Raw genomic sequence first — 26697 nt, forward strand, 5'->3', positions numbered from 1 at the left:
GATTCCCAGGAATCCTCCCGTCCCGCCCTGTATTCGCACAGACGCTAGTCGCCCGCGGCAATCCGCTCCAAGGAATGCTCCAACCGCTGCGAGACCACAGCGGTCACGCCGTCCGCACGCATGGTGACCCCATACAGCGCATCGGCGACTCCCATGGTGCGCTGCTGATGCGTGATGACGATGAGCTGCGCATGCTCCCGCAGCTCATCGAGCGCATTGAGCAGACGCGTGAGATTCACATCATCGAGAGCGGCCTCCACCTCATCCATCACATAGAACGGGCTGGGACGCGCCTCGAAGATGGCGAGCAGGAACGCCAGCGCGGTCAGCGAGCGCTCGCCGCCGGAAAGCAGGCTCAGCTGACGCACCCGCTTGCCGGCGGGTCTGGCCCGCACCAGCACGCCCGTGGACAGCAGGTCATCGGGGTTCTCCAACACGAGCGAGCCATGTCCGCCGGGGAACAACACGGAGAACATCCGCTCGAATGCCTCGGCGGTGTCGTCGAAGGCCTTGCGGAACACATCGATCATCGTCCGGTCGAGCTCATCGACCAGCGTCATCAGATCGTCACGCGACTTGACGACGTCGTTGCGCTGCTCGTTGAGATACCTGTTGCGCGCCTGCAACGCCTCGAACTCCTCCGTGGCCAGAGGATTGATTCGCCCAAGCCTGGCCAGGTCGCGGCGCGCCTGCTCCAGCCTGCGCTCCTGCTCCTCGCGCACATACGGCGTCCCGCCGGACACCTCCCCGTCGGAGTCGACGACCGGCACGGGCTGATCGGGACCATATTGCGCGATTACCTCGTCGAACGTCATGCCCAGCACATCGGATATCCGTTCGGCGAGTTCGTCGTGCCGCGTCGTCAGGCGCTCGCGGTCCACGTCCAGCGCATGCTCGCTGCGCTGCAGCTCGGATACCTGCGGATCGAGTTCGTCACGACGGGTCCTGAGTCCAGCAAGTTCGTCGTCGTACGCCGAGGATTCCCTCTGAAGCTTCTCACGGCGCGCCTCCACCGTCGCGATTCTCGTGGAGAGGCTTTCGGCGGCTGCGGCGGCCATTGCGGCGATGCCGGCGGCCTGCTCGGCCTGCTCGCGTCGACGTCGGTTCGATGCCTCGAGTTCCGTCCGACGACGACGGCTGCGTTCGGCATTGTCCCGCAGCAGCGTCTCCTGACGACGGTATGAGGCGGCCTCGCGTCCGGCGTCCTTCCAACGCATGGTGACGGCAAGCTCGGTTTCCCGAACGGACGCGAGCGAGGCCGCAAGCTCCCGCTCGCGTCCGGCGAGCGCGTCGAGGTCCGTGTCGGCGTCCTCGGTGTTCTCCAACGCCTGCAGTGCGTCATGGAGGTCCTGTACCGTTGCCAGATGGGTTTTTCGTTCTTCGGCGAGCTGTGCGATCTTCCGCTCCGCCGCCTCCATGGCGCAGGTCAGCGATTCGACGTCATGCCGTGCCGCCCGTACCGCGGCGGCGGCCTGCTGCGCATGCATCCTGCGTTCGGTGAGCGCGTCCTGTTCCTGCTGCACGCGCTGTGCGGCGGCGGAGACGGACCTCTGCGCCTCGTCGAGGCTGCGAACGATGCGTTCGCGTTCGGCCCGCAGTTCGGCCGCCCGTGCGATGGCCTTGTCACGGCGTGCGGCCAGGTTCAGATCGCTGTGGGATGACGCCGTGCCGCCCGTGGCGGCCACGCCCCGCTGGAAGACCTCGCCCTGGATCGTCACCGCACGGTGACGGCCGTGGGCCACGGCGTCCAGCGCCTCCTGCCGGGTATGCACGAACGCCACGTCGTCAAGCAGCGTGACCACCGCATGCACGACCGCGCGCGCGACACGCTCGTCCGTGGCATGGGGGTTGGCGTCGATCAGCGTCGCCGGCGAGATCGCATCGGCATCGGTCCCATCATGCGAATGACCATCATCATAACGGGCGACGTCCATGCCCGGTCGCACTATCGAGGCCTTGCCCATACGGTCGTCTACGGCCTGCCGCAATGCGGCGAGCATGCTGTCGTCGTCGGGAACGATCATGGCGCCGGCGAGGTCGCCGAGCGCGCGGGAGACGGCGTCCTCCCAGCCTTCGGTCACGCGGATGAAGTCCACGAGCCGTCCCAGCGTCGGCAATGAGCGGTTCCTCTCCCAGACCGTCGAGGAGCTACGGTTCGCCAACGTGTCGGCGAGTGCCTCGGCCTTGGCCTGCAATGAGGCGATGTCCGTGTCCAGGCTGCGCAGATGGTTCTCGATGTCTCCGGTGGCGGCGTTCGCCTGTGCGAGATCGCGCCGGGCCTTGGTCAGAGAGGTCTCGTCGTCGCCGGATTCCGTGGCCGAGGCCTGTGCCGTGCGCAACGTGTCCGTTGCGGCGGCGAGGTCGGCGGCCGATGCCTCGCGCTGGGCGACGGCGTCGTCGTGACGCATGGCGACGGCCTGCGCCATCGTCTCCTCGCGGGCGATGCGTTCGCGCAGGGACGACCGCTGAGACTCGCGCTGCCGGGTGGCCGTGCGCAGTTCCTCGCTGGTCTGCTGCAGCGATGCGAGACGCCGTTCGATGTCGGAACGATGTTCGATGGTGCCGTCGAGTTCCCGACGCAGGTCGTCGGCTTCGCGTTCGCGTTGCCGTGCCTGACCGGCGAGCTCGTTCGCGCGGTTGTCGAGCAGTTGTGGGTCGTCGCCGAAATCGGTGACGATCTGGTCTTCGAACGAGCGTCGCCTTTCCTCGGCGAGCGAGCCCAGCGAGCGCAGACGCTCCTGAATCTGGCCCATCTCATGCCATATGCCGGTGAGCCTCGATATTTCGGGGCTGGCCGCACGGGAGGCGTTCTCGGCCTGTTCGATGCGCAGTTTTATACCCGCCATCTCCCGCTGCAGTCCGGCGAGTTCGCCACGGACCTTCGTAAGCCGGCCGCGCACGTCGTCGCGCTGGCCGACGATGTGGGACGCGTCGTCGGCCAGCAGTCTCGCCTGGGCGTCGCGCATGGCGATCTGTATGGCGTCGGCGCGTCGCGAGACTCGGGCCTGGCGTCCGAGCGGCCCCATCTGCCGGCGGATCTCGCCGAGCAGGTCGTCGAGACGGGAGAGGTTCGTCTGCGTGGCGGCGAGCTTGCGCAGCGCGCGCTCCTTGCGCTTGCGGTGCTTGAGGATGCCGGCGGCCTCCTCGATGAAGGCGCGGTGGCCGGAGGGGTCGGCGCGCAGGATCTGGTCGAGGCGCCCCTGACCCACGATCACATGCATGTGCGAGCCGAGACCGGTGTCGCTGAGCAGCTCCTGGATGTCGAGCAGTCGGCATGGGGAACCGTTGATGGCGTATTCCGAGCCGCCGCTGCGGAAGATCGTGCGGGTGATGGTGACTTCCGTGTAGTCGATGTCGAGCGTACGGTCGGTGTTGTCGATGGTGAGGCTCACCTGCGCGCGGCCCAGCGGCGGCCTGGAGGACGTGCCTGCGAAGATCACGTCCTCCATGGAGGTGCCGCGAAGGTTCCTGGCCCCCTGTTCGCCCATGACCCAGGTCAGGGCGTCGACGATATTGGATTTGCCGGACCCATTGGGGCCGACCACGGCGGTGATTCCCGGCTCGAACCGCAGCGTGGTGGCCGATGCGAAGGATTTGAACCCCTTGAGCGTGAGTTCCTTGAGATACATATGGTGATGCCTATATGGTGATCTGGGCGCCGCGCGCGGCGGCGCCGTGGTGCGTGTGGGGAACCGCCTCGTTCAGTCCTGCTCGGAATCGACGCGCTCGGACTTCGGCTTCTTCAGGTCCTCGTTCATCTGCTCCTTGAGCAGATGACGGGCGTCGCCGGCGGTGACGAAGCTGCCGCAGACGAGCACGCCGTGGCCGTAGCCGACGCCCGTCTCGTCGGCGGCGTCGACGAGGTCGACAGCCGTCTGGATGGCGTCGGGCAGGAAGTCCTTGCGGATCACGCGATCCTCTCCGAACACGTCGACGGCGATCTTCTCAAGATCCTCGGCCGACATGACGCGGCCCTTCCACGAGTTCTCGGTGACGACGATGGTGTCGAGCATGGGCTCGAGCACGCCGAGCACATCCTCCACGTCCTTGTCGGCCATCATGGAGACCACGCCGACGAGCTGCTGGAAGTCGAAGTTCTCCTCGATGGCGTCGCGCAGCGCATTGACGGCGTTGAGGTTGTGTCCGCCGTCCACGATGATGGTCGGCGAGGTGCGGACCACCTCGATGCGGCCCGGCACCCTGACGGAGCTCAGCGATTCGGCGACGACGTCGCCGTCGAGCGGGCCGTTGACCGGCACGACCACCTCGGCCGCGGCGAGGGCGCTCAGCGCGTTGTGCGCCTGGTGCTCGCCGAACATGGAGACGGGAACGTCCTCGTACAGGCCGTTGGGGGTGCGCAGCGTGACGAGCTGGCCGCCGACGGCGGGCTTGCGGGAGACGACCTCCATCTCCTCGCCGTCGCGCACCAGTCCCTGCGCGTGCTTTTCGCGCACGGTGCCTTCGATGATCGGCATGACCTGCTCGGCATGAGGCTGTGGACCGACGATCACGGTGGAGTTCGGCTTGATGATGCCGGCCTTCTGCTCGGCGATCTGTTCGACGGTGTCGCCCAGCCACTGCATGTGGTCCATGTCGACGGGGCCGATGATGGACGCGTCGCCGTCAAGCACGTTGGTCGCATCCCATAGGCCACCCATGCCGACCTCGACAACGGCCACGTCGACCGGGGCGTCGGCGAACGCCCAGAACGCCATGGTGGTGAGCACCTCGAAGAAGCTCATCTTCGGGTCGCCGAGCTTGGCGGACTTGGCGTCGAGCATGTCGATGAAGCCCTTGACTTGGTCCCAGATGTCGATGAACTCGTCGTCGGAGAGCTGCTGGCCGTCGATGCGGATGCGTTCGGTCACCTTCTCCACGTGCGGCGACGTATACAGGCCGGTGCGCAGTCCGTAGTGGCGGCACAGGGATTCGACCATGCGGGCCGTGGATCCCTTGCCGTTGGTGCCGGTGATGTGCACCACGCGGAACGACTGCTGGGGGTTGCCCAACATGTCCATGATCTCGGCCATGCGGTCGATCTTCGGATCGAAGTCATGCTCCGGGGCACGCCCCATGATCGTACGGTACACTTCGTCGAGGGTCTTGCCCTCCCTGTTGGGATGTTCGAACGACATACTCCGCCTTCATTGCCCGATCAGGGCGTCGAATCACTTACTTTTTCGCTCGATGTATTCTAGGCAATCGCCGTGACCGGGCTCACCCGCTACGGTGTGGGCGAACATCCGCCGCGTTCTCCCCAAGGATCGAGCCTTTCCACATGAGCACGATGCCACGGAACATTCATCACCGTCGATGTCCCATTCCGTGACGCGACTCTCTTGGCACGGAGTGCCGAAGTTCCTCATCCCGCCATTCCCCGCCACAATTCCTTGGCATGGAAGAACGAGACTTCCTATTTCATCGTTCCCTGACAGGATTCCCCGCACCTTTCCAATACGAAACCGCATGATTTCAACGTTCGCGTCCGACCGGTATGCGATGGTTCCGTCACGGAATCCGAATCCATCTGCCATTGACGTTCCCTGCCACGATTTCCCGGCACGGAATCATCGAGTGGCGTGTCCACTCATTCCATGTCACCGCAATAAGGCCGAATGGTCTTCCACCCAACGGACACTTGGCCAAAACGTTTACGAAGAGGCGGAAAACGACGTCTTTGTGAACGGATGGACCAGCTTACGGGCCCTACAATGAGCAGAGGTTATTGACTGTTCTCATGAAAGGAGCGGATGGTGTCGGCAGATGACGAGGCGCGCAGGGCGCAGGCGGCGAAACGATACGAGGCGGATGAGGAGGAGCTGACCGCGCAGGCGGTCGGCGAGCGCGTGACGAACCGCACGCTCTCCCCGAAGTCGGAGTCGTTCAAGGCGTTCATGACCGAGGGCTGGGGCGCGGTCGATCCCGGCGTCAAGCCGCTGGAGTCCAGCAAGTACATTCCGGCCCGTCTCGAGGCCCTGGGCCGCCGGTTCCCCGACAGCCGCATCGTGCTGCCGGCCGGCCAGCCGAAGGCCCGCAACAACGACTGCGACTATGCGTTCCGCGCCGACACCTCGTTCGCCTACTACACGGGCCTTGGCGAGGACTATGAGGCGGGCGCCGTGCTGGTGCTCGACCCGGTGGCGCCGGACTCCCCCGAGGCGAAGGCGGGCAGGACCCATACGGCCACGCTGTTCCTCAAGCCCCGCGCCGACCAGACCACCGAGGACTACTATCGTTCCGGCTACGGTGAGTACTGGGTGGGCGCACGCCCGGGTCTGGAGGAGTTCACCACGATGACCGGGCTCGAAACCCGTGACATCTCCCAGCTCGATGATGCGCTGAGCAAGGACGTCGGCCCCGAGGCCGGCGCCGTGCAGCTGCGCGTAATCCGCGAGGCCGATCCGCAGATCACCGGCGAGGTGGAGCGCATCCGCGAACAGAACGGCTGGGACGATCCGGACCGCAACCGTGCGGCCGACGACCGTCTGCACGAGTTCGCCGCCGAGGCGCGCATGGTCAAGGACGAGTACGAGGTGGGCGAGCTGCGCAAGGCCGTGGCCGCCACCCATCGCGGCTTCGACCGTATGCTCGCCGCCCTGCCGCGCGCGCTCGGCAAGCCGCGCAGCGAGCGCATCCTCGAGGGCGCGTTCAATGCGAACGCCCGCGAGGAGGGCAACGACGAAGGCTATGAGACCATAGTGGCGTCCGGCCCGCATGCGGCCACGCTGCACTGGGTGCGCAACACGGGCAGCATCGGCTCCGGCGAGCTGCTGCTCATCGACGCGGGTGTGGAGGTCAACAGCCTGTACACGGCCGACATCACGCGAACCTTCCCGACGAACGGCAAGTTCACTCCGTTCCAGCGTCGTCTCTATGAGGCCGTGCTGAAGGCGCAGCAGGCCGGTTTCGACGCCGCCAAGCCGGGCGTGACCTACCACCACATCCATGATGCGGTGATGCGTTCGATCGCCGAATCCCTGCATGAGTTCGGCATCCTGCCGGTGAGCGTGGAGGAGTCGCTCTCCCCCGAGGGCCAGCAGCACCGCCGTTGGCTCGCCTGCGGCGTGGCGCATCATCTCGGCCTCGACGTGCACGACTGCGCGCAGGCGCGTTTCGAGTCGTATCAGGAGCGTCCCATCACGCCGGGCATCACGTTCACCATCGAGCCGGGACTCTACTTCAAGGAGAACGACCTGCTGGTGCCGCCCGAGTACCGTGGCATCGGCATCCGCATCGAGGACGACGTGCTCATGACCGAGAACGGCCCCGAATGGATCAGCAAGGCCATTCCGAAGCAGCCCGACGACGTGGAGGCGTGGATGGCCGCGCAGGCGGCGAAGGCAAAGGCCGGTTCCGCCGATGGAGAGGCCGACTGACATGGCGACCCCCGAGTTCATTCTCGAGCTGCGCAGGAAGATCGGCCATGACCCGCTGTGGCTCAGTGGCGTCTCCGCCTACGTGGAGGACGGCGAGGGCCGCGTGCTGCTCGGCCGTCGCGCCGACACGGGCGAATGGGCCCTGGTCTATGGCATCAACGAGCCGGGCGAGGAGCCTGCCGTCACGGTGATGCGCGAGGTGAAGGAGGAGACCGGCGTGGACTGCGTGCCCACGGAACTGGTCTCGGTCAAGTCCTCCACCGTCATGCTCACGTATGCGAACGGCGACCAGGCCATGTACATGGACCATCTGTTCCTGTGCTCGCTGAAGCCGGGCGGCAATGCGGAGCCGTTCGTCGGCGACGACGAGAGCCTCACCGTCGGCTGGTTCTCCCCCGACGACCTGCCGCAGCCGCTGGCGAAGACCACGGTGGAGCGCATGGGCTACGTTCGCGAGTTCCGTCGTCGCGGCGACCATCGCGCGCTGTTTTCCGCCGAATAGCGGCGTTTTCAGGAAACGAGCGGCCGGGTTCCGCGAAGCGAATCGTTCACCGATTCGTCTGCGGAGCCCGGCCGCTCGTCATATTTTCCGTATATTCCCTTCGAATGCCGGCGCATTGCGGTGGATATGACGGCCGGTTGCGCTTGTGGTCGAATCGGTGAGCGATGATGGTGACCATGTTCTATGCACTGATTACCATACTGACCATCGCCGCGTTCCTCATCGGCATGCTGATGGCGTCGCTGCCGCGTTCGGCCCGCATGATGAGCCGCGCACAGCTCATCGTCATGCTGCTGCTGACCATACTGCTCATCGGCGTGCTGGCGGCCACCTATATGTTCCACAGCGAGCCGGCGTCGTGGGCGATCATCATCGCCGCATTCGCGGGCAACATCATCGGCCGTCTGCGTCCGGTCAACGAGTTCATCGTCGACCACGATCCGTGGGATCTGTTCGCGCTTCGGTAATGCCAGTCACCGGGCCGGCAGTCGGTGTTCCATGACGGTCCGGCTATCCGGATGCCGGACCGTCAGATACGTCAGATATCCAGGTAGCCCACGGGACGGTCGATGAACCTGCGCATGCCGAGGCAGGCCGCGCCGTATAGCGCCGGCCGCTCCACCGTCTTGCAGTCGAGCACACGCACATCCATGGCGTACCGGGCGAGCAGCTGCGGCACGATGCGGATACGCAGCTTCGACGCCAGGTCCTCCTCGAACCCCGACCAGAACCCGCCGAGCACGATGGTGCTCACATCCACCATGTTGATGACGGACACCGCCGCCGAAGCCATGGCGTCCAACGCCTGTTCGATGGCCATGACGGTCCTGACATCGCCGCCTTTCCAACGACGGTACAGTTCGTCGATGTGCGAGGCGGCGGCCGCATCGGCGCCATCGGCGATGCCGGCGGCCCGTACCAGTTCGCGGCGCCCCGCATACATTTCGAGGCAGCCGCGACGGCCGCACCGGCATTTCGGCCCGTTCATGTCGACGGACATGTGGCCGAGTTCGCCGCCGAAGCCGTGGTCGCCACGCATGACGCCGCCCGATCGCACGATGGCGCCGCCGACGCCGATGTCGGTGGAGATGTACAGGAACGAATCGTCGGGTTCGAGCCCGGTTTCGTCGGCCGCACGGTGCACCGCATAGCCGGGAATCTGCGCGATGGCCGCAAGGTTCGCCTCGTTGTCGACATCGGCGTCCAGGCGCCTCACCACGGCGAAGCGTTCGAGTTCGAGGTTCGCCCATCCCAGATTCGGGGCCATGATCAGATGCCGGTCGTCCGCGATCAGTCCCGGCAAGGCTAGCCCCGTGCCGACGAGGCGGTAGCGACGGCGCTTCAGCCTGACCTCGACGGGCCGGACCAGATCGTCAAGGGCCTCGAAGACGTCGTCGGGCGTGCTTTGCGTCATATCGCGGTCGACCCACTGCGTCATGACGACCCTGCCGGCGATGTCGAGCACGGTGTATCCGTAGCCGTCGGTATTGACCTGCATGCCCATGCCCGCCCAACGGCCGGCATGGAATCCGAGAGGCGTGCTCGGTCGGCCGTTCGTGGACTCCTGCAGGGGGGCCAGCTGCTCGACGACGTCGTTGCCGAGCAGAATCTCCGAAAGCAGCGACATCGTCGCCTTCGTCAGGCCCGTCTGCTTGGCGAGCTGCGCTCGGCTGAGTGGTGTGCGCGACTGCAGCAGCGTCTTGAGCACGACCGAGAGATTATGGTTGCGCAGGTCGTCCTGATTGATGCTTCGGGAACGCGGCATATCGCTTGACCAGCCTTTAGGAATCGTAATGAACTAATTGTAGCCACTTAAGAATACAGCATTTTTCACACCGCGAGGCATCCGCACGGCCTGTCGTGTGGATTGAATATCGCCATTTAGTTTTTTCGTCTAATTAACTTGGTATACTGGCGAACACGATAGATTCATATCGCACATCCATATCTCAATCGATGAGGAGCAGTCATGGCAGACAGCATTCTGGTCGCCGGCGTGGATACATCCACGCAGTCCTGCAAGGTCCGGGTCACCGACGCCGCCACCGGCGAACTCGTCCGGTTCGGTCAGGCGAAGCATCCGGACGGCACCAGCGTGGACCCCGAGGCCTGGTGGAACGCCTTCCTCGAGGCAGCCGAAAAGGCGGGTGGTCTCGATGACGTGGCCGCCATCGCCGTGGGTGGCCAGCAGCACGGCATGGTGCTGCTTGACGAGCAGGGCCGTGTGATTCGCGACGCGCTGCTGTGGAACGACACTCGCAGCGCTCCCCAGGCCGAGCGGCTCATCGGCATGCTCGGCGAGGCGCCGGCGGCCGAGGGCGAAAGCGATGACCCGCATGAGCGCGGCGTGCAGCGCTGGGTCAAGGCCGTGGGCTCCTCCCCCGTCGCCTCGTACACGCTCACCAAGATCATGTGGGTGGCCCAGAACGAGCCGGAGAACGCCGCACGCATCGCCGCCGTCTGCCTGCCGCACGACTGGCTCAGCTGGCGCATCGCCGGATTCGGCCCGGTCGGCCCCGACGAGGACGCGCATCTCGACGTCCTGTTCACCGACCGATCCGACGCCTCCGGCACCAGCTACTATGACGCCGCCCACGACACGTACCGCCCGGACCTCATCGACATGGCCCTAGGCCGTCACGACATCATCCTGCCCGCGGTGCTCGGCCCCAACGCCGCGGCCCCGGCGAAGGCCGATCCCGCCATCGCCGGCAAGGACGTGCCCGGCGGCTGCCTCATCGGCCCCGGCGGCGGAGACAATGCCATGGCCTCCTTCGGTCTGGGCATGGCCGTCGGCGACGTGTCGGTGTCGCTGGGCACCTCGGGCGTGGCGGCGGCGATCGCCGAGAACCCGGTGTACGACATGACGGGCGCGATCAGCGGCTTCGCCGACTGCACCGGGCACTTCCTGCCGCTGGCCTGCACCATCAACGGCTCGCGCATCCTCGACGCCGGCCGTCACGCCCTCGGTGTCGGCTACGACGAGCTGGCCGAGCTGGCATTCGCGGCCGAGCCGGGCGCCGGCGGCATCACGCTCATCCCGTATTTCGACGGCGAGCGCACGCCGAACCGTCCGGACGACAAGGCCCGTTTCGAGGGACTGACGCTGGCGAACACCACACGCGAGAATCTGGCCCGTGCATTCGTGGAGTCGCTGCTGTGCTCGCAGCGTGACTGCATCGAACTGGTCCGCGCGCTCGGCGCCAGCATCGACCGCATCCTGCTCATCGGCGGCGGCGCCAAGTCCCGGGCGATTCGCGAGCTCGCGCCCGCGGTCTTCGGCATGGACGTGACCCTGCCGGCGACTGACGAATACGTGGCCATCGGCGCCGCGCGTCAGGCGGCATGGGTACTGGCGTCGAAGGATAATTCCGACGCACAGCCACCGACATGGGGAATCTCCATCGACGGCACCGAGTCCGCGACACCGACCCCCGAGGTCTATGAGGCCTACGCCAGGTGGCGCGGCTGACGGGCGGGAAGTCCCGAGATAACGCAAGTCCGGTCATACACAACGGTTCGTATGACCGGACTTCGTATATCGCCGGAATCGCCAATCAGGCAAAAGGAACGAAAAGGGGGCATCCGGCGAACCGGATGCCCCTTCATTCCCTTGGCAAAGCGGCGACTCACATCGCCGAAATCCATGTCATGCCTCGGCGAGCGCCTCGATCATGTAGTTGTTGAGGGTCACCTTGACGCATTCGAGGTGATCGGACCTTGTGGCGGCGATCAGCTCGGACTGCGGCTTGTCGAGGATGTACTCCTCCAGGGTGGCCAGCGTGGCGGTGCCGTTCTCGATGGTGGCGCCGATGCCGGAGTCGTAGGAGCTGTAGCGGTCGGCGGTCAGGTTCTCGATGACCTTGTCCTCGTGCAGCTTGGCGGCGACGAGCAGACCGGCGGCGTAGGTGTCCATGCCGGCGATGTGCGAGCGGAACAGGTCCTCGGCATAGAAGGAGGAACGACGCGGCTTGGCGTCGAAGTTGAGTCCGCCATGGGGGCCGATCTGCCCTTCGTCGAGCACCTCCCACATCACGGAGACGGTCTCCATGAGGTCGGTCGGGAACTCGTCGAGGTCCCAGCCGAGCAGCTTGTCGCCCTGGTTGGCGTCGAGGGATCCGAGCACGCCGGCGTCGCGGGCGGTGCGGATCTCATGCTGGTAGGTGTGGCCGGCGAGATTGGCGTGGTTGCCTTCCAGATTGAGCTTCATGATGTCGATGAGGTCGTAGCCGCGCAGGAACGCGATGGCGGTGGCGGCGTCGAAGTCGTACTGGTGGGTGGTGGGCTCCTTGGCCTTCGGCTCGATGAGGAACTGGGCGTCGAGGCCGATCTCCTTGGCGTAGTCGTGGCACATATGGAAGAACCTGGCCATATGCTCCTGCTCGCGCTTCATCTGCGTGTTCCACAGGTTCTCGTAGCCTTCGCGGCCGCCCCAGAACACGTAGTTCTCGGCGCCGAGACGCTTGGCGATCTCCAGCGAGTGCTTGAGCTGGCCGGCGGAGTAGGCGTAGATGTCGGCGTACGGCGAGGTGGAGGCGCCGGCGACGAAGCGCGGGTTGGTGAACAGCGAGGAGGTGTTCCACAGCAGCTTGACGCCGGTGGACTTCATGTTCTCCTCGATCCTGTCGACGACCTTGTCGAGGTTGGCGTTGGTCTCGCGCAGGGTGTCGCCTTCGGGGGCGATGTCGCGGTCGTGGAAGCAGAAGTATTCGGCGCCGAGCTTGGTGAAGAACTCGAAGGCGTAGTCCACCTTGGCGAGGGCCTCGTCCATCGGATCGGAGTACTTGCCCTGCCACGGACGCTGCGCGGTGCCCACGCCGAACGGGTCGACGAGCTCCTGATCGAAGGTGTGCCACCAGGCGACGCCGAAGCGCAGCCAGTCCTTCATCTTCTTGCCGGCGACCACGCGGTCGGCGTCGTAGTAGTGGAAGCCGAGGCCCTGCTGCAGCCCCTTCTCCTTGCCGACGAACGGAATCTTGTCGATGTCCCACAATGCCATGAGAACTCCTTCGGTCCTAAGCGCGTCGCTGCCGCGCCATGATGCGTACTGCTTCCCCGCGATGCGCCGGACGCTCCGGCCTCGCGCTGACACCCATATAGTAAATCGCTTGAACTAAGTTTGTCAAATGATAAAACCAACTATGGCGTGTCATTTCGCCGCGCCGGCAGAGCCGGCGAATCTATCGAAGCCGTCGGCGCCCGGCGAACGCGGCCCTTCGACGACTATCCGGCGATTCCCGCGTAGCGGAATCGCAGCGACGAGTCGAGGACCACCCCCGAGACGCCGGAGCGCGCCACGGCGATCTGCGGCACCTCGAGCAGCGGTATCGCCGGCACGTCCTTCGTGGCCTGTCGCTGCACCTGCCGCAGCAGCTCCGCACGGCGGCTTTCGTCACGTTCCGACTGCTGCCTCGCGATCAGACCGTTCACCACGTCGCTGCGGTAGCCGTTGCCGAGATAGTTGCCGAGATAGTTGCCGAGTCCGACGTCGCGCAGCAGCGGCGAGAGATAGTCGTCCGAATCGGGAAAGTCGGGCCCCCAGCCGAGTTGGTAGGCCGGGTAGGCGCCGTCGGAATCCTCGGTGGCCACACGCTCCTTGTTGTATTGCGTCCATTCGGTCGACCGCACGTCCACGCGGAACAGACCGCCGGACTCCAGCTGGGATTTGATGGCCGCGTACTCCTCGGCGGAGCTCTGGCCGTAATGGTCGGTGTTGTACTGGATGCTCAGCGTCACCGGCGTCTCCACGCCGGCTTCGGCGAGCACACGGCGGGCGGCGGCGAGGCTCGCTCCTCCCCTGCCGTCGCCGTACGACGACCTGAACGTATCCTCATGACCGAGGTAGTCGTCGGGAAGATACGAATATGTAGGCAGATATGTTTTGAAATACACGCTGTTGCTCAACGCCTTGCGGTCGATGAGATCGGCGACGGCACGACGCACGGCGAGTGCCTTCTTCGCGTCGGCGCCGGGCTGTTTCGTCCCGTATGGCTGGGTGCGCAGATTGAACGTCAAATACCGTTGCGAGCCTGCCGCGCCGGTGATGACCTTCAGCCCGTCATGCCGCCGCAGGTCGTTGACGTCGGTCGGGGTCATCGAACGGTAGGCCACATCGACCTGCCCCTGCTGCACGGCGAGCTTCAGATTCGCCGAGTCGGCGAAGTACCTCACCTGCACGATGTCGTTCTTCGCCGGCGTGAGTCCACGATAGTTCGGATTGCGACGGTATTCGAACAGTTCGTCGCGTTTCATCGACGTCAGGGAATACGGTCCTCCGAACGCGTCCGCCGCGATGATGGCCTGACCGTCGGCCAGCCTGTCCGCGGGGAAGACCTCGTCGTCGACGATGGCGGCGGCCGGGGAGCCAAGCACCTGCTTCAGCGTGACGTCGTACGGCAGCTTGTCGTCAATCACGATGGTCGTGGCGTCCGTCACGGAGATGTTCGAGATGTTGGCGAGCAGCGAAGCCGGTCCATTGGCGTCGTCGATGGCACGCATGCGGTCGAGCGAGAACTTCACGTCGTGCGCGTCCAATGCGTGCCCGTTCGCCCACTTGAGACCGGGTTTGATATGGACGGTGAAGCGTGTGCCATCGCCGTTCCATGCGCCGTCGTCGGCGGCGAGGTCGCGGCTCATGGTCGTCCTGCCGTAGTTCTGGGCGTAGAGGAACGGGTATATCTGGATTTTCACGGTCGACGATCCGATGTCGTACGATCCCGCCGGGTCGATGGTCGAGACCTTGTCGGTCGTGCCGATGGTGATGGTTCGCGCGGAGTCCACGGCCTCGCCGGCGGAATCCACGCGTGTTCCGCATCCCGACAGCGCGGCCAATGTCATGACCGCTGCCATGATGCCGGCAAACGCCCTCAACGTTTTCGTCATGTGTCGTCAGCTCCCCCGTCAATTGCATATACGCATATAGCCGCGTCCCATTATGGTGCAAACGCCGCGGACGAAAGTCGGAGACGGCATAGGAAAAATCTATAGCCCTACGTTGCGATGCATCGCGTGATATCCGCTCGGCGATGTCAGTCTTTGGTGATGGGCGCGTAGCGGAAACGGAACGAGGCGTCCAGCGTCACGCCATGCACGTTCCGTCCGACGACGGCGACCTGCGACCCCTGCAGCAACGGCAGCGTCGAAAGGTCCGCGGTCTCCAGCTCCTGGACCTGTCCGAGCAGTTCGGCGCGGCGCCGGCGGTCCTGTTCGCCGGCCTGACGGATGAGCAGTTCGTTGATGCGTTCGTTGCGGTATCCGTTGGCGGGATAGTTGTCGTCGCGGAAGAACGGGGACAGGTAGTTGTCCGGATCCGAATAGTCGGGCAGCCAGCCGAGCTGGTATACGGGATAGTTCCCGTCCGACGTCCCGGTGACCACCCGGTCCTTGGTGTATTGCGTCCATTCGGTCTGCTGCAGGTCCACGAAGAACAGTCCGCCGTTCTCCAGTTGGGCCTTCACGGCGGCGTACTCGTCGGCGGAGGTCGGACCGTAGTGGTCGGTGTTGTATTGGATGGCGAGCCGGACCGGGGTCTTCACGCCCGCCTCGTGCAGGGTCTTCCCGGCCTTGCTCAGGCTTGGACCTCCCCTGCCGTCGCCGTATGCGGTTTTGAGCGTGTCCTCGTGACCGGCGAGACCGTTCGGGATGAACGAGTACAACGGCTCGTAGGTGCCTTTGTAGACATCTCGTGCCAATGCCGGGCGGTCCACGAGGTCGGCCATCGCCTTGCGCACCGCCAGCGCCTTGGCCGGGTCGGCGTCGGCCCTCGACGAACCGTACGGCATGAGCCTCATGTTGAACACGAGGTACCGTTCCTCGCCGCCCGGACCGGCGACGACCCGGACGTTGCCGGCACCGCCTCTGAGGTCTTCGATGTCGGTGGGGGTGAGCGTCCGGTAGGCCACGTCGACCTGTCCCTGCTGCACGGCGAGCTTCAGATTCGCCGAGTCCGCGAAGTACTTCACCTGCACGATGTCGTTGCGCGCCTGGGCGAGGCCCCGGTATGCGGGGTTGCGCTCGTAGGTGGCGGAATCGTTGAGCTTGAAGGCGGAGAGACGGTATGGGCCGGCGAAGGCGTCGGCGTTCACGATGGCGGCGTCCTGCGTGAGCCGGTCGGCGTCGAACGACTGCTCGTCGACGATCGGACCGGCCGGGGAGCCCAGCACCTGCTTCAACGTGACGTCGTTTCTCACGGAGTCCCTGAACACCACGGTCGTGGGGTCGGGAGCCGCGACCGACTCGATGTTCGCGAGCAGCGGCAGCGGACCGTTCGCGCTGTCGATGCGCTTCATGCGGTCGAATGAGAACTTCACGTCGGAGGCGGTCAGGTCATGGCCGTTGGCGAACCTGAGGCCGCCCTTGAGCTTGGCGGTGAACTCGGTGCCGTCCTTGCTCCACGTACCGTTGTCGGCCGCGATGTCGGGGCTCATGTCCGCGCTGCCGTAGTTCTGGGAGTAGAGGAACGGGTATATCTGCACGAACACGGCGAACGATCCCATCTCGTAGGTGCCTGCGGGATCGAGCATGTTGACCTTGTCCGTGGTTCCGATGGCGATGGCATCGCCGGCCGTGGTCCCGCCGACCGCCTTCACTCCCCCGCAGGCCGCGAGTGTCATCATCAGCATGGCGATGAGCGTTGCCGCGACGCGTCGTATGACGAAATTATGCATGATTCCCCTCCATGACCGTCATCCCCGGTTCATGCTGTTCCCCGATAGATTGCCGGGACCGCGGCCAAATCATCATTATCGACCTTCGGCCCATTGCCGCGACGCGCTTTGTTATAGGGAAAACTTAGAACCCTGGCCATCGAACACGAACGAACGCGAAAAGGCCCGCTCTCCGTATTGGGGAGCGGGCCTGAACGATACGGCCGCGTGACCAATCTCACGTTCATGCAGTGGTCGGCGTATCAGCCTTTGGTCACCGAGGCATAGCGGAATCGGAACGAGGCGTCGAGCTTGACGCCCGAGATGTTCGTGCGCGTCACCGCGACCTGGGCGCCCTGCAGCAGCGGCAGTGTGGAGAGGTCGTCGGTTTCGAGCTTCTGAATCTGCTTGAGCAGTTCCTCGCGCTTGGCCTTGTCCTGCTCGCCGGCCTGCTGCACGATCAGGTCGTTGACCTCCTTGTTTGCATAGCCGTTGTTCACGAAGTTGCCGTCGCGGAAGAACGGGGACAGGTAGTTGTCCGGATCCGAATAGTCGGGGAACCATCCGAGCTGGTAGGCGGGATAGGCGCCGTCGGAGCTTTCCGTGACCACACGCTCCTTCTGGTACTGCGTCCACTCGGTCTGCTGCAGATCGACCTTGAACAGGCCGCCCGTCTCCAGCTGCGACTTGATGGCCGAGTACTCGTCGGCGGAGGAGGCGCCGTAATGTTCGGCGTTGTACTGGAGCTTCAGTTCCACGGGGGTCTTCACGCCGGCGTCGGCGAGCACCTTCTTGGCCTTCTCGAGGCTGGGCTTGCCGTTGTCCCCGTAAACGGCCTTCAACGTATCGTCATGGCCGGCCAGTCCGTCGGGGATGAACGAGTACAGCGGGGTGTAGGTTCCCTTGTACACGTCGGTCGCCAGCGCCTCGCGGTCGATGAGGTTGGCGGCGGCCTGACGCACGGCCTTGGCCTTGTTCGCGTCGGCGTCCTTCTGGGCGGTGCCGTACGGCTGGATCTTCATGTTGAAGGTGATGAAGCGCTCCTCGCCGCCGGGGCCGTTGACGACCTTGACGTTCTTGTCCTTTTGCAGGTCGGAGATGTCGGTCGGGGTCAGCTGGCGGTAGGCCACGTCGACCTGTCCCTGCTGGATGGCGAGCTTGAGGTTCGAGGCGTCGGCGAAGTACTTGACCTGCACGGCGTCGTTCTTCGCGGGGGTGAGGCCCTTGTAGCTGGGGTTCTTCTCGTAGCTCAACGCCTCGTTGAGCTTGAACGAGGTGAGCTTGTAGGGGCCGGCGAAGGCGTCGCCCTTGACGATGGTGTCGGCGTCGGTGACCTTGCTGCCGGAGAACACCTGCTCGTCCACGATCGGGCCTGCCGGGGAGCCGAGCACCTGCTTCAACGTGACGTCGTTCTTCACGGAGTCCTTGATGACGACGGTCGTGTCGTCCGGCGCCTCGACGGACGAGATGTTGGCGAGCAGCGATGCCGGGCCGTTCTCGTCGTTGATCTTCTTGATGCGGTCGAGGGAGAACTTCACGTCGGAGGCGGTCAGGTCATGGCCGTTGGCGAACTTGAGGCCGCTCTTGAGCTTGACGGTGAACTCGGTGCCGTCCTTGCTCCACGTGCCGTTGTCGGCCGCGATGTCCGGGCTCATTTCGGAGCTGCCGTAGTCCTGCGCGTACAGGAACGGGAACACCTGGATCTGCACGGCGTAGGAGCCGTTGTCGTAGGATGCCGCCGGGTCGAGACTGACGATCTTGTCGGTCGTGCCGATGGTGATGGCGTTGCCGTCCGATGCGGCGTCGCCGCCCTTCACGCCGCATGCCGCGAGCGAGGCTATGGCCGCGAGCGATGCCACCGCCGCTCCGATCTTCTTGATGTTCATGTACTTCCGTCCTCCTTGCCCATCTGAAAACCATGGGACTAGGGAGTACTATCCGGCGACGGTGTTGCCTTGCGATTTCGCGCAGATTATGCGGAAACGATAATGACGTACGGAATTTTCCTGCGCGAAATAAACGAAGGGCGCGCATCTCAACGATGCGCGCCCTTCGTTTTCCGTATCGCGACGAAGATCCGTCGATTATTCGGCGGCGAGCAGCTCGTGCAGGTGGGCACGGTGCTTCTGCTGTTCGCGCGGATCGGGGATCGGCAGCGAGGCGAGCAGCTTCTTCGTGTACGGGTTCTTCGGGTCGCCGAGGATCTGGTCGGCCTCGCCGTGTTCGACGATCTCGCCCTGGTGCATCACCATGATGCGGTCGGCGAGCATGTCGACGACGGCGAGGTCATGGGTGATGAACAGGCAGGCGAATCCGATCTCGACCTGCAGGCGCTTGAACAGTTCGAGCACCTTGGCCTGCACCGACACGTCGAGTGCGGAGGTCGGCTCGTCGGCGATGAGCAGCGACGGCTTGAGGGCGAGGGCGCGGGCCAGGGAGGCACGCTGACGCTGGCCACCGGAGAGCTCGTGCGGGAAGCGGTCCATGTACGCCTTGGGCAGCTGCACCATTTCGAGCAGCTCCTCCACGTACTTGCGGGCGGCGGCAAGCGAATCGTAGCGCTTGTGCACGAGCAGCGGCTCGGCCACGTTCTGCGCGATGGTCATCAGCGGGTTGAACGAGCTGCCCGGGTCCTGGAACACGAAGCCGATGTCGGCGCGCTTGGACTTGAACTCACGCTCCTTGAAGCCGTTCATCTCCATGCCGAGCACGTTGAGCGAACCACCGGAGATGCGCTGCAGGCCGGCGATGGCGCGGCCCGTGGTGGACTTGCCGGAGCCGGACTCGCCCACGAGGCCGAGGACCTCGGAACGGTGGATCTCGAAGTCGATGCCCTTGACGGCCTTGAAGTCGGGCTGCATGAGGTGGCCGGGGTAGGTGATCTCCAGGCCCTTGGCCTTGACGGCGATGGGCTGGGTGCGCCAGTCCTGCTTGCGCTCGACGATCTTGCCGTCGTCGCCGCGCACGACGAGCTTCTGGCCGATGCGCGGCACGGCGGAGAGCAAACGCTTGGTGTAGGCGTGCTGCGGGGAGTAGAAGATCTGCTCCACGCTTCCCTGCTCGACCACGTGGCCGCGATACATGACGATGACGTTGTCGGCGACATCGGCGATCACACCCATGTTGTGGGTGATGATGAGCACGGAGGCGTCGAACTCGTCGCGGGCCATGCGCAGCAGGTCGAGGATCTCGGCCTGCACGGTCACGTCCAGTGCGGTGGTCGGCTCGTCGGCCAGGATCAGGCCGGCGTTGAGCACGAGGGCCATGGCGATGACGATGCGCTGCTTCTGGCCGCCCGAGAACTGGTGCGGGTAGTAGTCGATGCGGGTCTCGGCGTCGGGGATGCCGACCTTCTTGAGGATGTCGATGGACTTGACGCGCTGCTCGTGCTTGTCGGTGATGCCGTGGGCGCGCAGGCCCTCGGCGATCTGCCAGCCGATGGTGTACACCGGGTTGAGCACGGAGTTCGGCTCCTGGAACACCATGGCCGCCTCTTCGCCGCGCATCTGACGCAGCTCCTCGCCGGAGAGCGAGAGCACGTCCAGCTCCTTGGAGCCGTCGCGGCTCTTGAGGTAGATGGCGCCTGCGGTCGAGGCGGTGGCCGGCAGCAGCTTGAGGATGGAGCGCGCGGTGACCGACTTTCCGGAGCCGGATTCGCCGACGATGCCGACGATGGACTTCTTCGGAATGGTGAGGTTCACCTTGTCGACGGCCTTGATGGGGCCGGCGTCGGTGACGAACGAGACGCTCAGGTCCTTGATGGCGGCAAGGTCGCCGTCGCTGACGGCGTCCTGCGTGGTCTTCACGGAATCACTCATGATTCTTCTCCCTTGCTTGCCTTGGCGTCGGGCGTCTGCTCGCCGGGGAGCACGACCTCGGCGGCGGACTTCTGGGTGGAGGGATCGACGGACGTGTCCTCGATGCTGCCGATGACCTCGCCTGCGGACTTGCGGGCGCGCAGGCGCGGATCGGCCAGATCGTTGAGCGATTCGCCGACGAGCGTGATGCCGAGCACGATGAGCACGATGGCGACACCGGGGAACACGGCGGTCCACCAGATGCCGGCGGTCACGTCGGAGACGGAGCGGTTGAGGTCGTAGCCCCATTCGGCGGCGGCGGTCGGTTCGATGCCGAAGCCGAGGAAGCCCAGGCCGGCGAGGGTCAGGATGGCTTCGGAGGAGTTCAGCGTGAGGATGACCGGCAGGGTTCGCGTCGAGTTCTTCAGCAGGTGCTTGGTGAGGATTCGCCACGTCGGCGCGCCGATGACGCGGGCCGACTCGATGAACGCGGATTCCTTCATGCGCACGACCTCGGCACGGATGGTGCGGAAGTACTGCGGGATGTACACCACGGTGATCGACAGGCCGGAGGCGAGGATGCCGCCCCACAGGCTGGACTGGCCGCCGGAGATCATGATGGCCATGAGGATGGCGAGCAGCAGCGACGGGAAGGAGTAAACGGCGTCGGCGATGACCACGAGCACGCGGTCGATCCAGCCGCCGAAGTAGCCGGAGACGAGGCCGAGGAGCACGCCGATGAAGATGGAGCACAGCACGGCGATGATGATGGCGATGACGGCGGTGCGGGCGCCCCAGACGGTGCGGCTGAACACGTCGAAGCCGCCGACCGTGGTGCCCCAGATGTGCTCGGCGCTCGGCGCGGCCTGCGTGTCGAAGGCCTTGCCGGAGGCGTCCTTGATCTGGGAGAAGCCGTAGGGGGCGATGAGCGGCGCGAAGATGGCGACCAGCAGGAAGAAGGCGCACAGCACCAGACCGGTGATGAGCATGCCCTTCTGCCAGCCAACGGCGATCTTCAGCTGCTTGACGATCGGCAGCTTGGAGAAGAAGGTCTCACGGCTCTTGGCCTTGAGCTCGGCGAGACGGTCGTCGCCGGGAACGGTGGGAGTGGAATTCGCTGCACTCATGTCAGTACCTCACTCTCGGGTCGATAAGGGCGCTGACGACATCCACGATGAAGTTCACCACCGAAACGATGATTGCGATAAGGATCACGATGCCCTGCACGGCCACGAAGTCTCGGGCCTTGAGGTACGTGGAGAGCATGAATCCGAGACCCTTCCATTCGAAGGTGGTCTCGGTGAGCACGGCGCCGGCGAGCATCAGGGCGATCTGCATGCCCATGACGGTGATGATCGGGATGAGGGCCGGCTTCCAGGCGTGCTTGCTCAGCAGGCGCTTCTCGGAGACGCCGCGGGAGCGGGCGGCCTCGACGTAGCCGGAGGTGTAGGTGCTGATCACGTTGGTGCGCACAAGGCGGATGAATACGCCGGCGGTCAGCAGGCCGAGGGCCAGGGCCGGCAGGATGGCGTGCTGGAGCACGTCGAGCAGCACCGCGGGGTCACCGAGCTGCAAGGCGTCGATGACGTAGAAGCCGGTCGGCGAGACAAGACGCGAGAACTGCATCTCGGAGGCCAGCGAGGAGCGTCCGGAGCTGGGCAGCCAGCCGAGCCAGACGGAGAAGATGAGCTTGAGCAGCAGGCCGAGGAAGAACACCGGGGTGGCGTAGCACAGGATGGCGAACGTGCGGATGCCGGCGTCGACGGCCTGGTCGCGGCGGCGGGCGGCGATGCGGCCGAGCCCGATGCCGACGATGAGCGCGATGATCAGCGCGAGCAGCGCCAGCTCGAACGTGGCGGCGCCGTAGCGGGTCAGCACGGTGATGACCGGCTGGTTGTCGGTGAGGGTGGTGCCCAGGTCGCCGTGCAGCAGACCGCCGAGGTAGTCGATGTACTGCGACAGCAGCGGCCGATCATAGCCGGCTGCGTGGATTCTGGCCTGCAGCTCCTGCGGGGTGAGTCGTCCGCCGAGTGCTGCGGTGATGGGGTCGCCGGTGGCGCGCATCACGAAGAACACGATGGTGACCAGAATGAAGATGGTGGGGATGATCAGCAGGAAGCGGACGATGACGAATCGGAAGAACCCGCCCGATATCCTGTTCTTTTTCGGTTTGTTCTCAGGAGTGTCAACCGCCTTGTTCTGCGGCTGCTCGGTCTGAGCTTGGGCTTTCGACGCCACTCGTTTCTCCTTGGATTGATGAAATTACTGTTTAAGGGGGATGTCAGGGGCCGTGTCGGTCATCCGAAGACGACCGCATGGCCTCTGGCATCCCCCAAATGGCTAAGCGCCGAGCGTAGTTCCCCAATGTTTCGCGAAAATCATCGCGCCGTCATCGGGGAACCCGTTTTCAGGACTTGGTGACGGACGCGTAGCGGAAGCGGAACGAAGCGTCCAGCGTCACGCCCGAGATGTTGGTGCCGGTGACGGCGACCTGGGCGCCCTGCAGCAGCGGCAGGGTCGAGATGTCCTCGGTCTCCAGCTCCTGGATCTGCTTGAGCAGGGCGACGCGCTTGGCCTTGTCCTGCTCGCCGGCCTGCTGCACGATCAGGTCGTTGATCTTCTTGTTGGCGTAGCCGTTGTTCACGAAGTTGCCGTCGCGGAAGAACGGGGACAGGTAGTTGTCCGGATCGGAGTAGTCCGGGTACCAGCCGAGCTGGTATGCCGGGTACACGCCGTCGGAGGAGTCGGTGACGACGCGCTCCTTCTGGTACTGCGTCCACTCGGTCTGCTGCAGATCGACCTTGAACAGGCCGCCCTGCTCGAGCTGGGACTTGATGGCGGAGTACTCGTCGGCGGAGCTGGAGCCGTAGTGCTCGGCGTTGTACTGCAGCTTGAGGTCGACCGGGGTCTTCACGCCGGCGTCGGCGAGGACCTTCTTGGCCTTCTCGAGGCTCGGCTTGCCGTTCTCGCCGTACTTCTCCTTGAAGGTGTTCACCTGGCCGGTGATGCCGGACGGGATGTAGGAGTACATCGGGGTGTAGGTGCCCTTGTACACGGTCTGGGCCAGCTCCTCGCGGTCGATGAGGTTGGCGACGGCCTGTCGGACGGCCTTGGCCTTGTTGGCGTCGGCGTCCTTCTGCTTGGTGCCGTACGGCATGATGTTCATGTTGAACGTGATGAAGCGCTCCTCGCCGCCGGGGCCGGTGACGACCTTGACCTTGTCGTTCTTCTTGAGGTCGGAGATGTCGGTCGGGGTCAGCGTGCGGTAGGCGACGTCCACCTGGTTCTGCTCGATGGCCATCTTCAGGTTGGAGGCGTCGGCGAAGTACTTCACCTGCACGGCGTTGTTCTTGGCCGGGGTCAGGCCCTTGTAGCCGTCGTACTTCTCGTAGCTGACGGCTTCGTTGAGCTTGAACGAGGTGAGCTTGTACGGGCCGCCGAAGGCGTTGGCCTTGATGATGTCGTCGGCGGAGGTGAGCTTGTCGGCGCTGAAGACCTCGTCGTCGACGATCGGGCCGGCCGGGGAGCCGAGGACCTGCTTGAGGGTCACGTCGTTCTTCACGGAGTCCTTGAACACCACGGTGGTGGCGTCCGGGGTCTCGATGTCGGTGATGTTGGCGAGCAGCGAGGCGGGGCCGTTCTCGTCGTTGATCTTCTTCACGCGGTCGAAGGAGAACTTGACGTCCTTGGAGTCGAGCGTGTGGCCGTTGGCCCACTTCAGGCCCGGCTTGATCTTGACGGTGAACTCGGTGCCATCGGCGTTCCAGCTGCCGTCATCGGCGGCGATGTCGGGGCTCATCTCGGACTCGTTGTAGTTCTGGGAGAACAGGAACGGGAACACGTTGATGATCACGGCGAAGGAGCCGTTGTCGTACTGGCCGGCCGGATCGAGGCTGACGATCTTGTCGGTCGTACCGATGGTGATGGCGTTGGCATCGGAGGCGGTGCCGCCGTCCTTGACGCCGCCGCAGGCCGCGAGCGACGCGATCGCGGCGATGGAAGCGACTGCCGCGAGAATCTTTTTACTCTGCACGAGTACCTCTCTTCATATCAATCGTCCCTGCGGCCGGGGCCGCCGGGCCCGGATTTCTGCGACATGTCCGGCGGGCAACGAATATGTTGCCGTGGCATGAAGCCGAAACAAACCCGGGGTACGGAAGTACAACTTAGAGTTATATCCGAAACCCCGGATTTTTTCCTGATATTTCCACGGTTTTTCCCACAATGCCCATAGAATGGGACGGATATGGCATACCGCGAACGATGGAATGGTTCCGGTGGCCGTCGGTGACGGCCATGCATGTATGCCTGTTTATGCTTATGGCGAAATCAGGGAAAGGATGGGGCCATGCAGTATGTCTTCGTGGCGGTGATCGCCGTGGCGTGCGCCGTCATCGGCTGTGTCTTCGCGGTGCTGCCCCGCCGCACGACCGATATGGACGCGCTGCAGCGCAAGGTCTCCCAGGCGCTGGGCGTCGTATTCTGTCTGCTGTTCTTCGTCTTCATGATCGCCGGACGCGACCTGGAATCGTGGGGCATCATCGGAGGCGGGCTCGTCGGCTTCGTGATCGGCTCCATTCCGCCGGTGAAGCGCGGGCTTCAGGAGCGTTTTGTGCTTTTCGCTCCCCCGGTCAAGCCCAAGAAGGACGAACCCGCGAAGGGCTCGTCCCCGAAATCCCCGAAGAAGGGCTCGAAGCGCAAGTAACGTCCCCTTCGGGAACGTCGTCGTCTATTCGAAGTACTGCGTGCGGTAGCTTTGCGACGTCGACGAGACGATCTCGCTGATCACCTTGTCGTTCCTGAAGTCGTAGAGCGTGGCGAGCACCTTGTTGGAGGCCATGCCCCATCCGATGAAGTACCGGTCCGCGGAGATCTGCTGCACGCTGCCGCAGTACATGGAGAAGTGGTCGCCGAGGTCGAAGTTCCTGAACGCCGTCACCTTGTGGCCCTTCTCGTCGAGGGTGTAGCGCTTGATGGTCGTGTGCCCGGACGAGACGCCGTTGTCGAACAGCAGCAGGTTGTGGTCGTCGTCGAAGTAGGCGTAGTGCTGGCGCGAGAACCTCTGGTCCTTGGGCAGGGAGAACTGGTCGTTCTTGCCGCCGAGCGTCCATACGATGGCGCCGGTATGGTGGTCTATCTTCATGACGGCGTCCTGGTTGCGCGCCGAAAGGACGAAATTGCCGTCCTTCGGGTCGAGGACGAGACTGTTGGAGTGCATGTAGTCCTCGTTGTTGTCCATGAGCTCCTGGTAGCTGTCGTCGAGTTCGTGATGCTCGCTGCTGAGCCATTCGAACGTGACCTTGCCGCCATCGAGCTCCTGGATGTACGTGGAGCGCATCTCGTTGGTGTTGCCCTTGCCGTCCTTGATGGGCGAGTACACCTCCCCCATGAGGATGTAGTGCGTGGGCGAGAGGAAGATGTAGTCGTGGTTCTCCGCGTACCCTCCCTGCGGCAGTTTCCTCGTGGGGGTCAGACGGATGCGTCTGATCTGCCGGTACTGGTCGTCGAGCAGTACGATCTGTCCGAATTTCAGGCTGAAGTCCTCGATCTGGTTGTATTCGGGCACCGCCTCGAAGAACGAGTAGTAGGTCTTGCCGCCGAACGTGTATTTCTTGAGGTTGTCGATATCCTGTCCGCGGCGGTAGTAGAGGATGCGGCCGTCGGGGGTCATGCGATAGACGTAGGTGCTGGCGCCGGTGCCGACGTTGCCGTAGTAGTCGCCTTTGGGCGTGGTGAAGTTCTGGCCGGACACCTCCAGGTTCGGGAAGTCGCCGGGCAGGGCCGGGATGGTGATCGTACGCTGCTCGCCCGTCGTGCGGCTGATCTTGATGACGGTGTTGTGGCTGACCTCACGCGACAGCCGGTCGAACCGGAGGTTCACGGTCCCCGTGTATCGGCGGCCGTTGACCGTGACGACGCTGTTGACGGGGACGTCGAGGGTCAGACGGTTGTCGATGCCGACCGCCAGCGACTTGGCGTTGACCCTCGGATTGACGACGTTGAGCTTCACCGGCGTGGGAATGCCATTGATCTTGAGCCGAGGTCGACGCCGCTGAGCGAATCGTCGATACGCGAGGACTGGCTGTCGGACTGGTCCTGGATGGTTTCGTCGAGTTCCTTGACGTTGGATGCCGTCGTCTGCGCGTTGGCGTCGAGCCGTTCGATGGCCTGGTAGCCGAGGAATCCCCCGACGCCGACAAGACCGGCGAGAATGACGAGGACCGCCCCCACGACGGCCGCGATAATCTTATCCCTCATACCGCCATTATTCCGCCGTGCACTCCGCGCGACGGAAGGTGTGGGAGTCTCTTCATGGAGATGTAACCTGCGGCACACCTCGCTCCCGCCGTCGACGGCGACGCCGGTGACGCTCGTCG

General features: G+C 64.5%; 18 protein-coding genes. 5 read left to right on the forward strand and 13 right to left on the reverse strand.

Annotated elements, in window-relative coordinates:
• Nucleotides 1-44: 44 nt before the first annotated feature.
• Both smc and CS006_RS08730 read right to left on the reverse strand, forming a co-directional pair.
• Nucleotides 45-3629, reverse strand: coding sequence for a chromosome segregation protein SMC (smc, locus tag CS006_RS08725; protein WP_100511430.1), 3585 nt, complete (start codon nt 3627-3629; stop codon nt 45-47).
• Nucleotides 3630-3701: 72 nt separating this feature from the next.
• Entirely contained in the window at nt 3702-5135 is a 1434-nt protein-coding gene (locus CS006_RS08730) for a bifunctional folylpolyglutamate synthase/dihydrofolate synthase (RefSeq protein ID WP_100511431.1), read from the reverse strand.
• Between the two features lie 615 nt (nt 5136-5750).
• Here CS006_RS08730 and CS006_RS08735 point away from each other — a divergent pair.
• From CS006_RS08735 to CS006_RS08745, 3 genes are all read left to right on the forward strand, one after another.
• Nucleotides 5751-7376: an aminopeptidase P family protein gene (locus CS006_RS08735; protein WP_100511432.1), complete on the forward strand. Its 1626-nt coding sequence runs from the start codon at nt 5751-5753 to the stop codon at nt 7374-7376.
• A 1-nt stretch (nt 7377) separates the two neighbouring features.
• On the forward strand, nt 7378-7878 hold the full coding sequence (locus CS006_RS08740) for an NUDIX hydrolase (RefSeq protein WP_100511433.1): 501 nt from the start codon (nt 7378-7380) through the stop codon (nt 7876-7878).
• Between the two features lie 176 nt (nt 7879-8054).
• Nucleotides 8055-8345, forward strand: coding sequence for a hypothetical protein (locus tag CS006_RS08745; protein WP_133119555.1), 291 nt, complete (start codon nt 8055-8057; stop codon nt 8343-8345).
• Nucleotides 8346-8416: 71 nt separating this feature from the next.
• On the opposite strand, the gene CS006_RS08750 is transcribed toward CS006_RS08745, so the two are convergent.
• Entirely contained in the window at nt 8417-9643 is a 1227-nt protein-coding gene (locus tag CS006_RS08750) for an ROK family protein (protein ID WP_100511435.1), read from the reverse strand.
• Between the two features lie 204 nt (nt 9644-9847).
• Between CS006_RS08750 and CS006_RS08755 the strand changes: the two genes are divergently transcribed.
• Complete coding sequence (locus tag CS006_RS08755) at nt 9848-11350, forward strand: xylulokinase (RefSeq protein WP_100511436.1); 1503 nt, start codon at nt 9848-9850, stop codon at nt 11348-11350.
• Nucleotides 11351-11527: 177 nt separating this feature from the next.
• Here the strand turns inward: CS006_RS08755 and xylA are convergent, their stop codons facing one another.
• The 8 genes from xylA to CS006_RS08795 form a co-directional block, all read right to left on the reverse strand.
• On the reverse strand, nt 11528-12877 hold the full coding sequence (xylA, locus tag CS006_RS08760) for a xylose isomerase (protein WP_100511437.1): 1350 nt from the start codon (nt 12875-12877) through the stop codon (nt 11528-11530).
• Nucleotides 12878-13101: 224 nt separating this feature from the next.
• The gene (locus CS006_RS08765) at nt 13102-14727 is read right to left on the reverse strand and encodes an ABC transporter substrate-binding protein (RefSeq protein ID WP_165777320.1); all 1626 of its coding nucleotides are present in this window, start codon (nt 14725-14727) and stop codon (nt 13102-13104) included.
• 179 nt (nt 14728-14906) lie between these two features.
• Entirely contained in the window at nt 14907-16544 is a 1638-nt protein-coding gene (locus CS006_RS08770; RefSeq protein WP_100511439.1) for an ABC transporter substrate-binding protein, read from the reverse strand.
• Nucleotides 16545-16786: 242 nt separating this feature from the next.
• On the reverse strand, nt 16787-18409 hold the full coding sequence (locus CS006_RS08775) for an ABC transporter substrate-binding protein (protein ID WP_100511440.1): 1623 nt from the start codon (nt 18407-18409) through the stop codon (nt 16787-16789).
• A gap of 198 nt (nt 18410-18607) precedes the next feature.
• On the reverse strand, nt 18608-20341 hold the full coding sequence (locus CS006_RS08780; protein ID WP_100511596.1) for a dipeptide ABC transporter ATP-binding protein: 1734 nt from the start codon (nt 20339-20341) through the stop codon (nt 18608-18610).
• Nucleotides 20338-21447, reverse strand: coding sequence for an ABC transporter permease subunit (locus CS006_RS08785; protein WP_165777321.1), 1110 nt, complete (start codon nt 21445-21447; stop codon nt 20338-20340). The genes CS006_RS08780 and CS006_RS08785 overlap by 4 nt, the downstream gene beginning before the upstream one ends.
• Nucleotide 21448: 1 nt before the next feature.
• On the reverse strand, nt 21449-22474 hold the full coding sequence (locus tag CS006_RS08790) for an ABC transporter permease (RefSeq protein ID WP_243386991.1): 1026 nt from the start codon (nt 22472-22474) through the stop codon (nt 21449-21451).
• Nucleotides 22475-22727: 253 nt separating this feature from the next.
• Entirely contained in the window at nt 22728-24353 is a 1626-nt protein-coding gene (locus CS006_RS08795; protein ID WP_100511442.1) for an ABC transporter substrate-binding protein, read from the reverse strand.
• A gap of 315 nt (nt 24354-24668) precedes the next feature.
• On the opposite strand from CS006_RS08795, the gene CS006_RS08800 reads away from it, so the two are divergent.
• Nucleotides 24669-25025, forward strand: coding sequence for a hypothetical protein (locus CS006_RS08800; RefSeq protein WP_100511443.1), 357 nt, complete (start codon nt 24669-24671; stop codon nt 25023-25025).
• A gap of 24 nt (nt 25026-25049) precedes the next feature.
• Here the strand turns inward: CS006_RS08800 and CS006_RS08805 are convergent, their stop codons facing one another.
• Together CS006_RS08805 and CS006_RS08810 are read right to left on the reverse strand one after the other, a co-directional pair.
• On the reverse strand, nt 25050-26330 hold the full coding sequence (locus tag CS006_RS08805) for an aryl-sulfate sulfotransferase (protein WP_100511444.1): 1281 nt from the start codon (nt 26328-26330) through the stop codon (nt 25050-25052).
• Nucleotides 26327-26578: a hypothetical protein gene (locus tag CS006_RS08810; RefSeq protein ID WP_100511445.1), complete on the reverse strand. Its 252-nt coding sequence runs from the start codon at nt 26576-26578 to the stop codon at nt 26327-26329. Before CS006_RS08810 ends, CS006_RS08805 begins: the two co-directional genes overlap by 4 nt.
• Nucleotides 26579-26697 lie beyond the last annotated feature (119 nt).

The sequence above is a fragment of the Bifidobacterium primatium genome (assembly GCF_002802875.1).
Taxonomy (GTDB): domain Bacteria; phylum Actinomycetota; class Actinomycetes; order Actinomycetales; family Bifidobacteriaceae; genus Galliscardovia; species Galliscardovia primatium.

Bases quoted from the DNA above. Each gene is read 5' to 3' on its own strand.
- CS006_RS08745 (WP_133119555.1), top strand. From the start codon at position 8,055: ATGTTCTATGCACTGATTACCATACTGACCATCGCCGCGTTCCTCATC.
- CS006_RS08730 (WP_100511431.1), bottom strand. From the start codon at position 5,135: ATGTCGTTCGAACATCCCAACAGGGAGGGCAAGACCCTCGACGAAGTG.
- CS006_RS08740 (WP_100511433.1), top strand. From the start codon at position 7,378: ATGGCGACCCCCGAGTTCATTCTCGAGCTGCGCAGGAAGATCGGCCAT.
- smc (WP_100511430.1), bottom strand. From the start codon at position 3,629: ATGTATCTCAAGGAACTCACGCTCAAGGGGTTCAAATCCTTCGCATCG.
- CS006_RS08785 (WP_165777321.1), bottom strand. From the start codon at position 21,447: ATGAGTGCAGCGAATTCCACTCCCACCGTTCCCGGCGACGACCGTCTC.
- CS006_RS08770 (WP_100511439.1), bottom strand. From the start codon at position 16,544: ATGCATAATTTCGTCATACGACGCGTCGCGGCAACGCTCATCGCCATG.
- CS006_RS08780 (WP_100511596.1), bottom strand. From the start codon at position 20,341: ATGAGTGATTCCGTGAAGACCACGCAGGACGCCGTCAGCGACGGCGAC.
- CS006_RS08775 (WP_100511440.1), bottom strand. From the start codon at position 18,409: ATGAACATCAAGAAGATCGGAGCGGCGGTGGCATCGCTCGCGGCCATA.
- CS006_RS08765 (WP_165777320.1), bottom strand. From the start codon at position 14,727: ATGGCAGCGGTCATGACATTGGCCGCGCTGTCGGGATGCGGAACACGC.
- CS006_RS08750 (WP_100511435.1), bottom strand. From the start codon at position 9,643: ATGCCGCGTTCCCGAAGCATCAATCAGGACGACCTGCGCAACCATAAT.
- CS006_RS08800 (WP_100511443.1), top strand. From the start codon at position 24,669: ATGCAGTATGTCTTCGTGGCGGTGATCGCCGTGGCGTGCGCCGTCATC.
- xylA (WP_100511437.1), bottom strand. From the start codon at position 12,877: ATGGCATTGTGGGACATCGACAAGATTCCGTTCGTCGGCAAGGAGAAG.
- CS006_RS08735 (WP_100511432.1), top strand. From the start codon at position 5,751: ATGGTGTCGGCAGATGACGAGGCGCGCAGGGCGCAGGCGGCGAAACGA.
- CS006_RS08810 (WP_100511445.1), bottom strand. From the start codon at position 26,578: ATGAGGGATAAGATTATCGCGGCCGTCGTGGGGGCGGTCCTCGTCATT.
- CS006_RS08755 (WP_100511436.1), top strand. From the start codon at position 9,848: ATGGCAGACAGCATTCTGGTCGCCGGCGTGGATACATCCACGCAGTCC.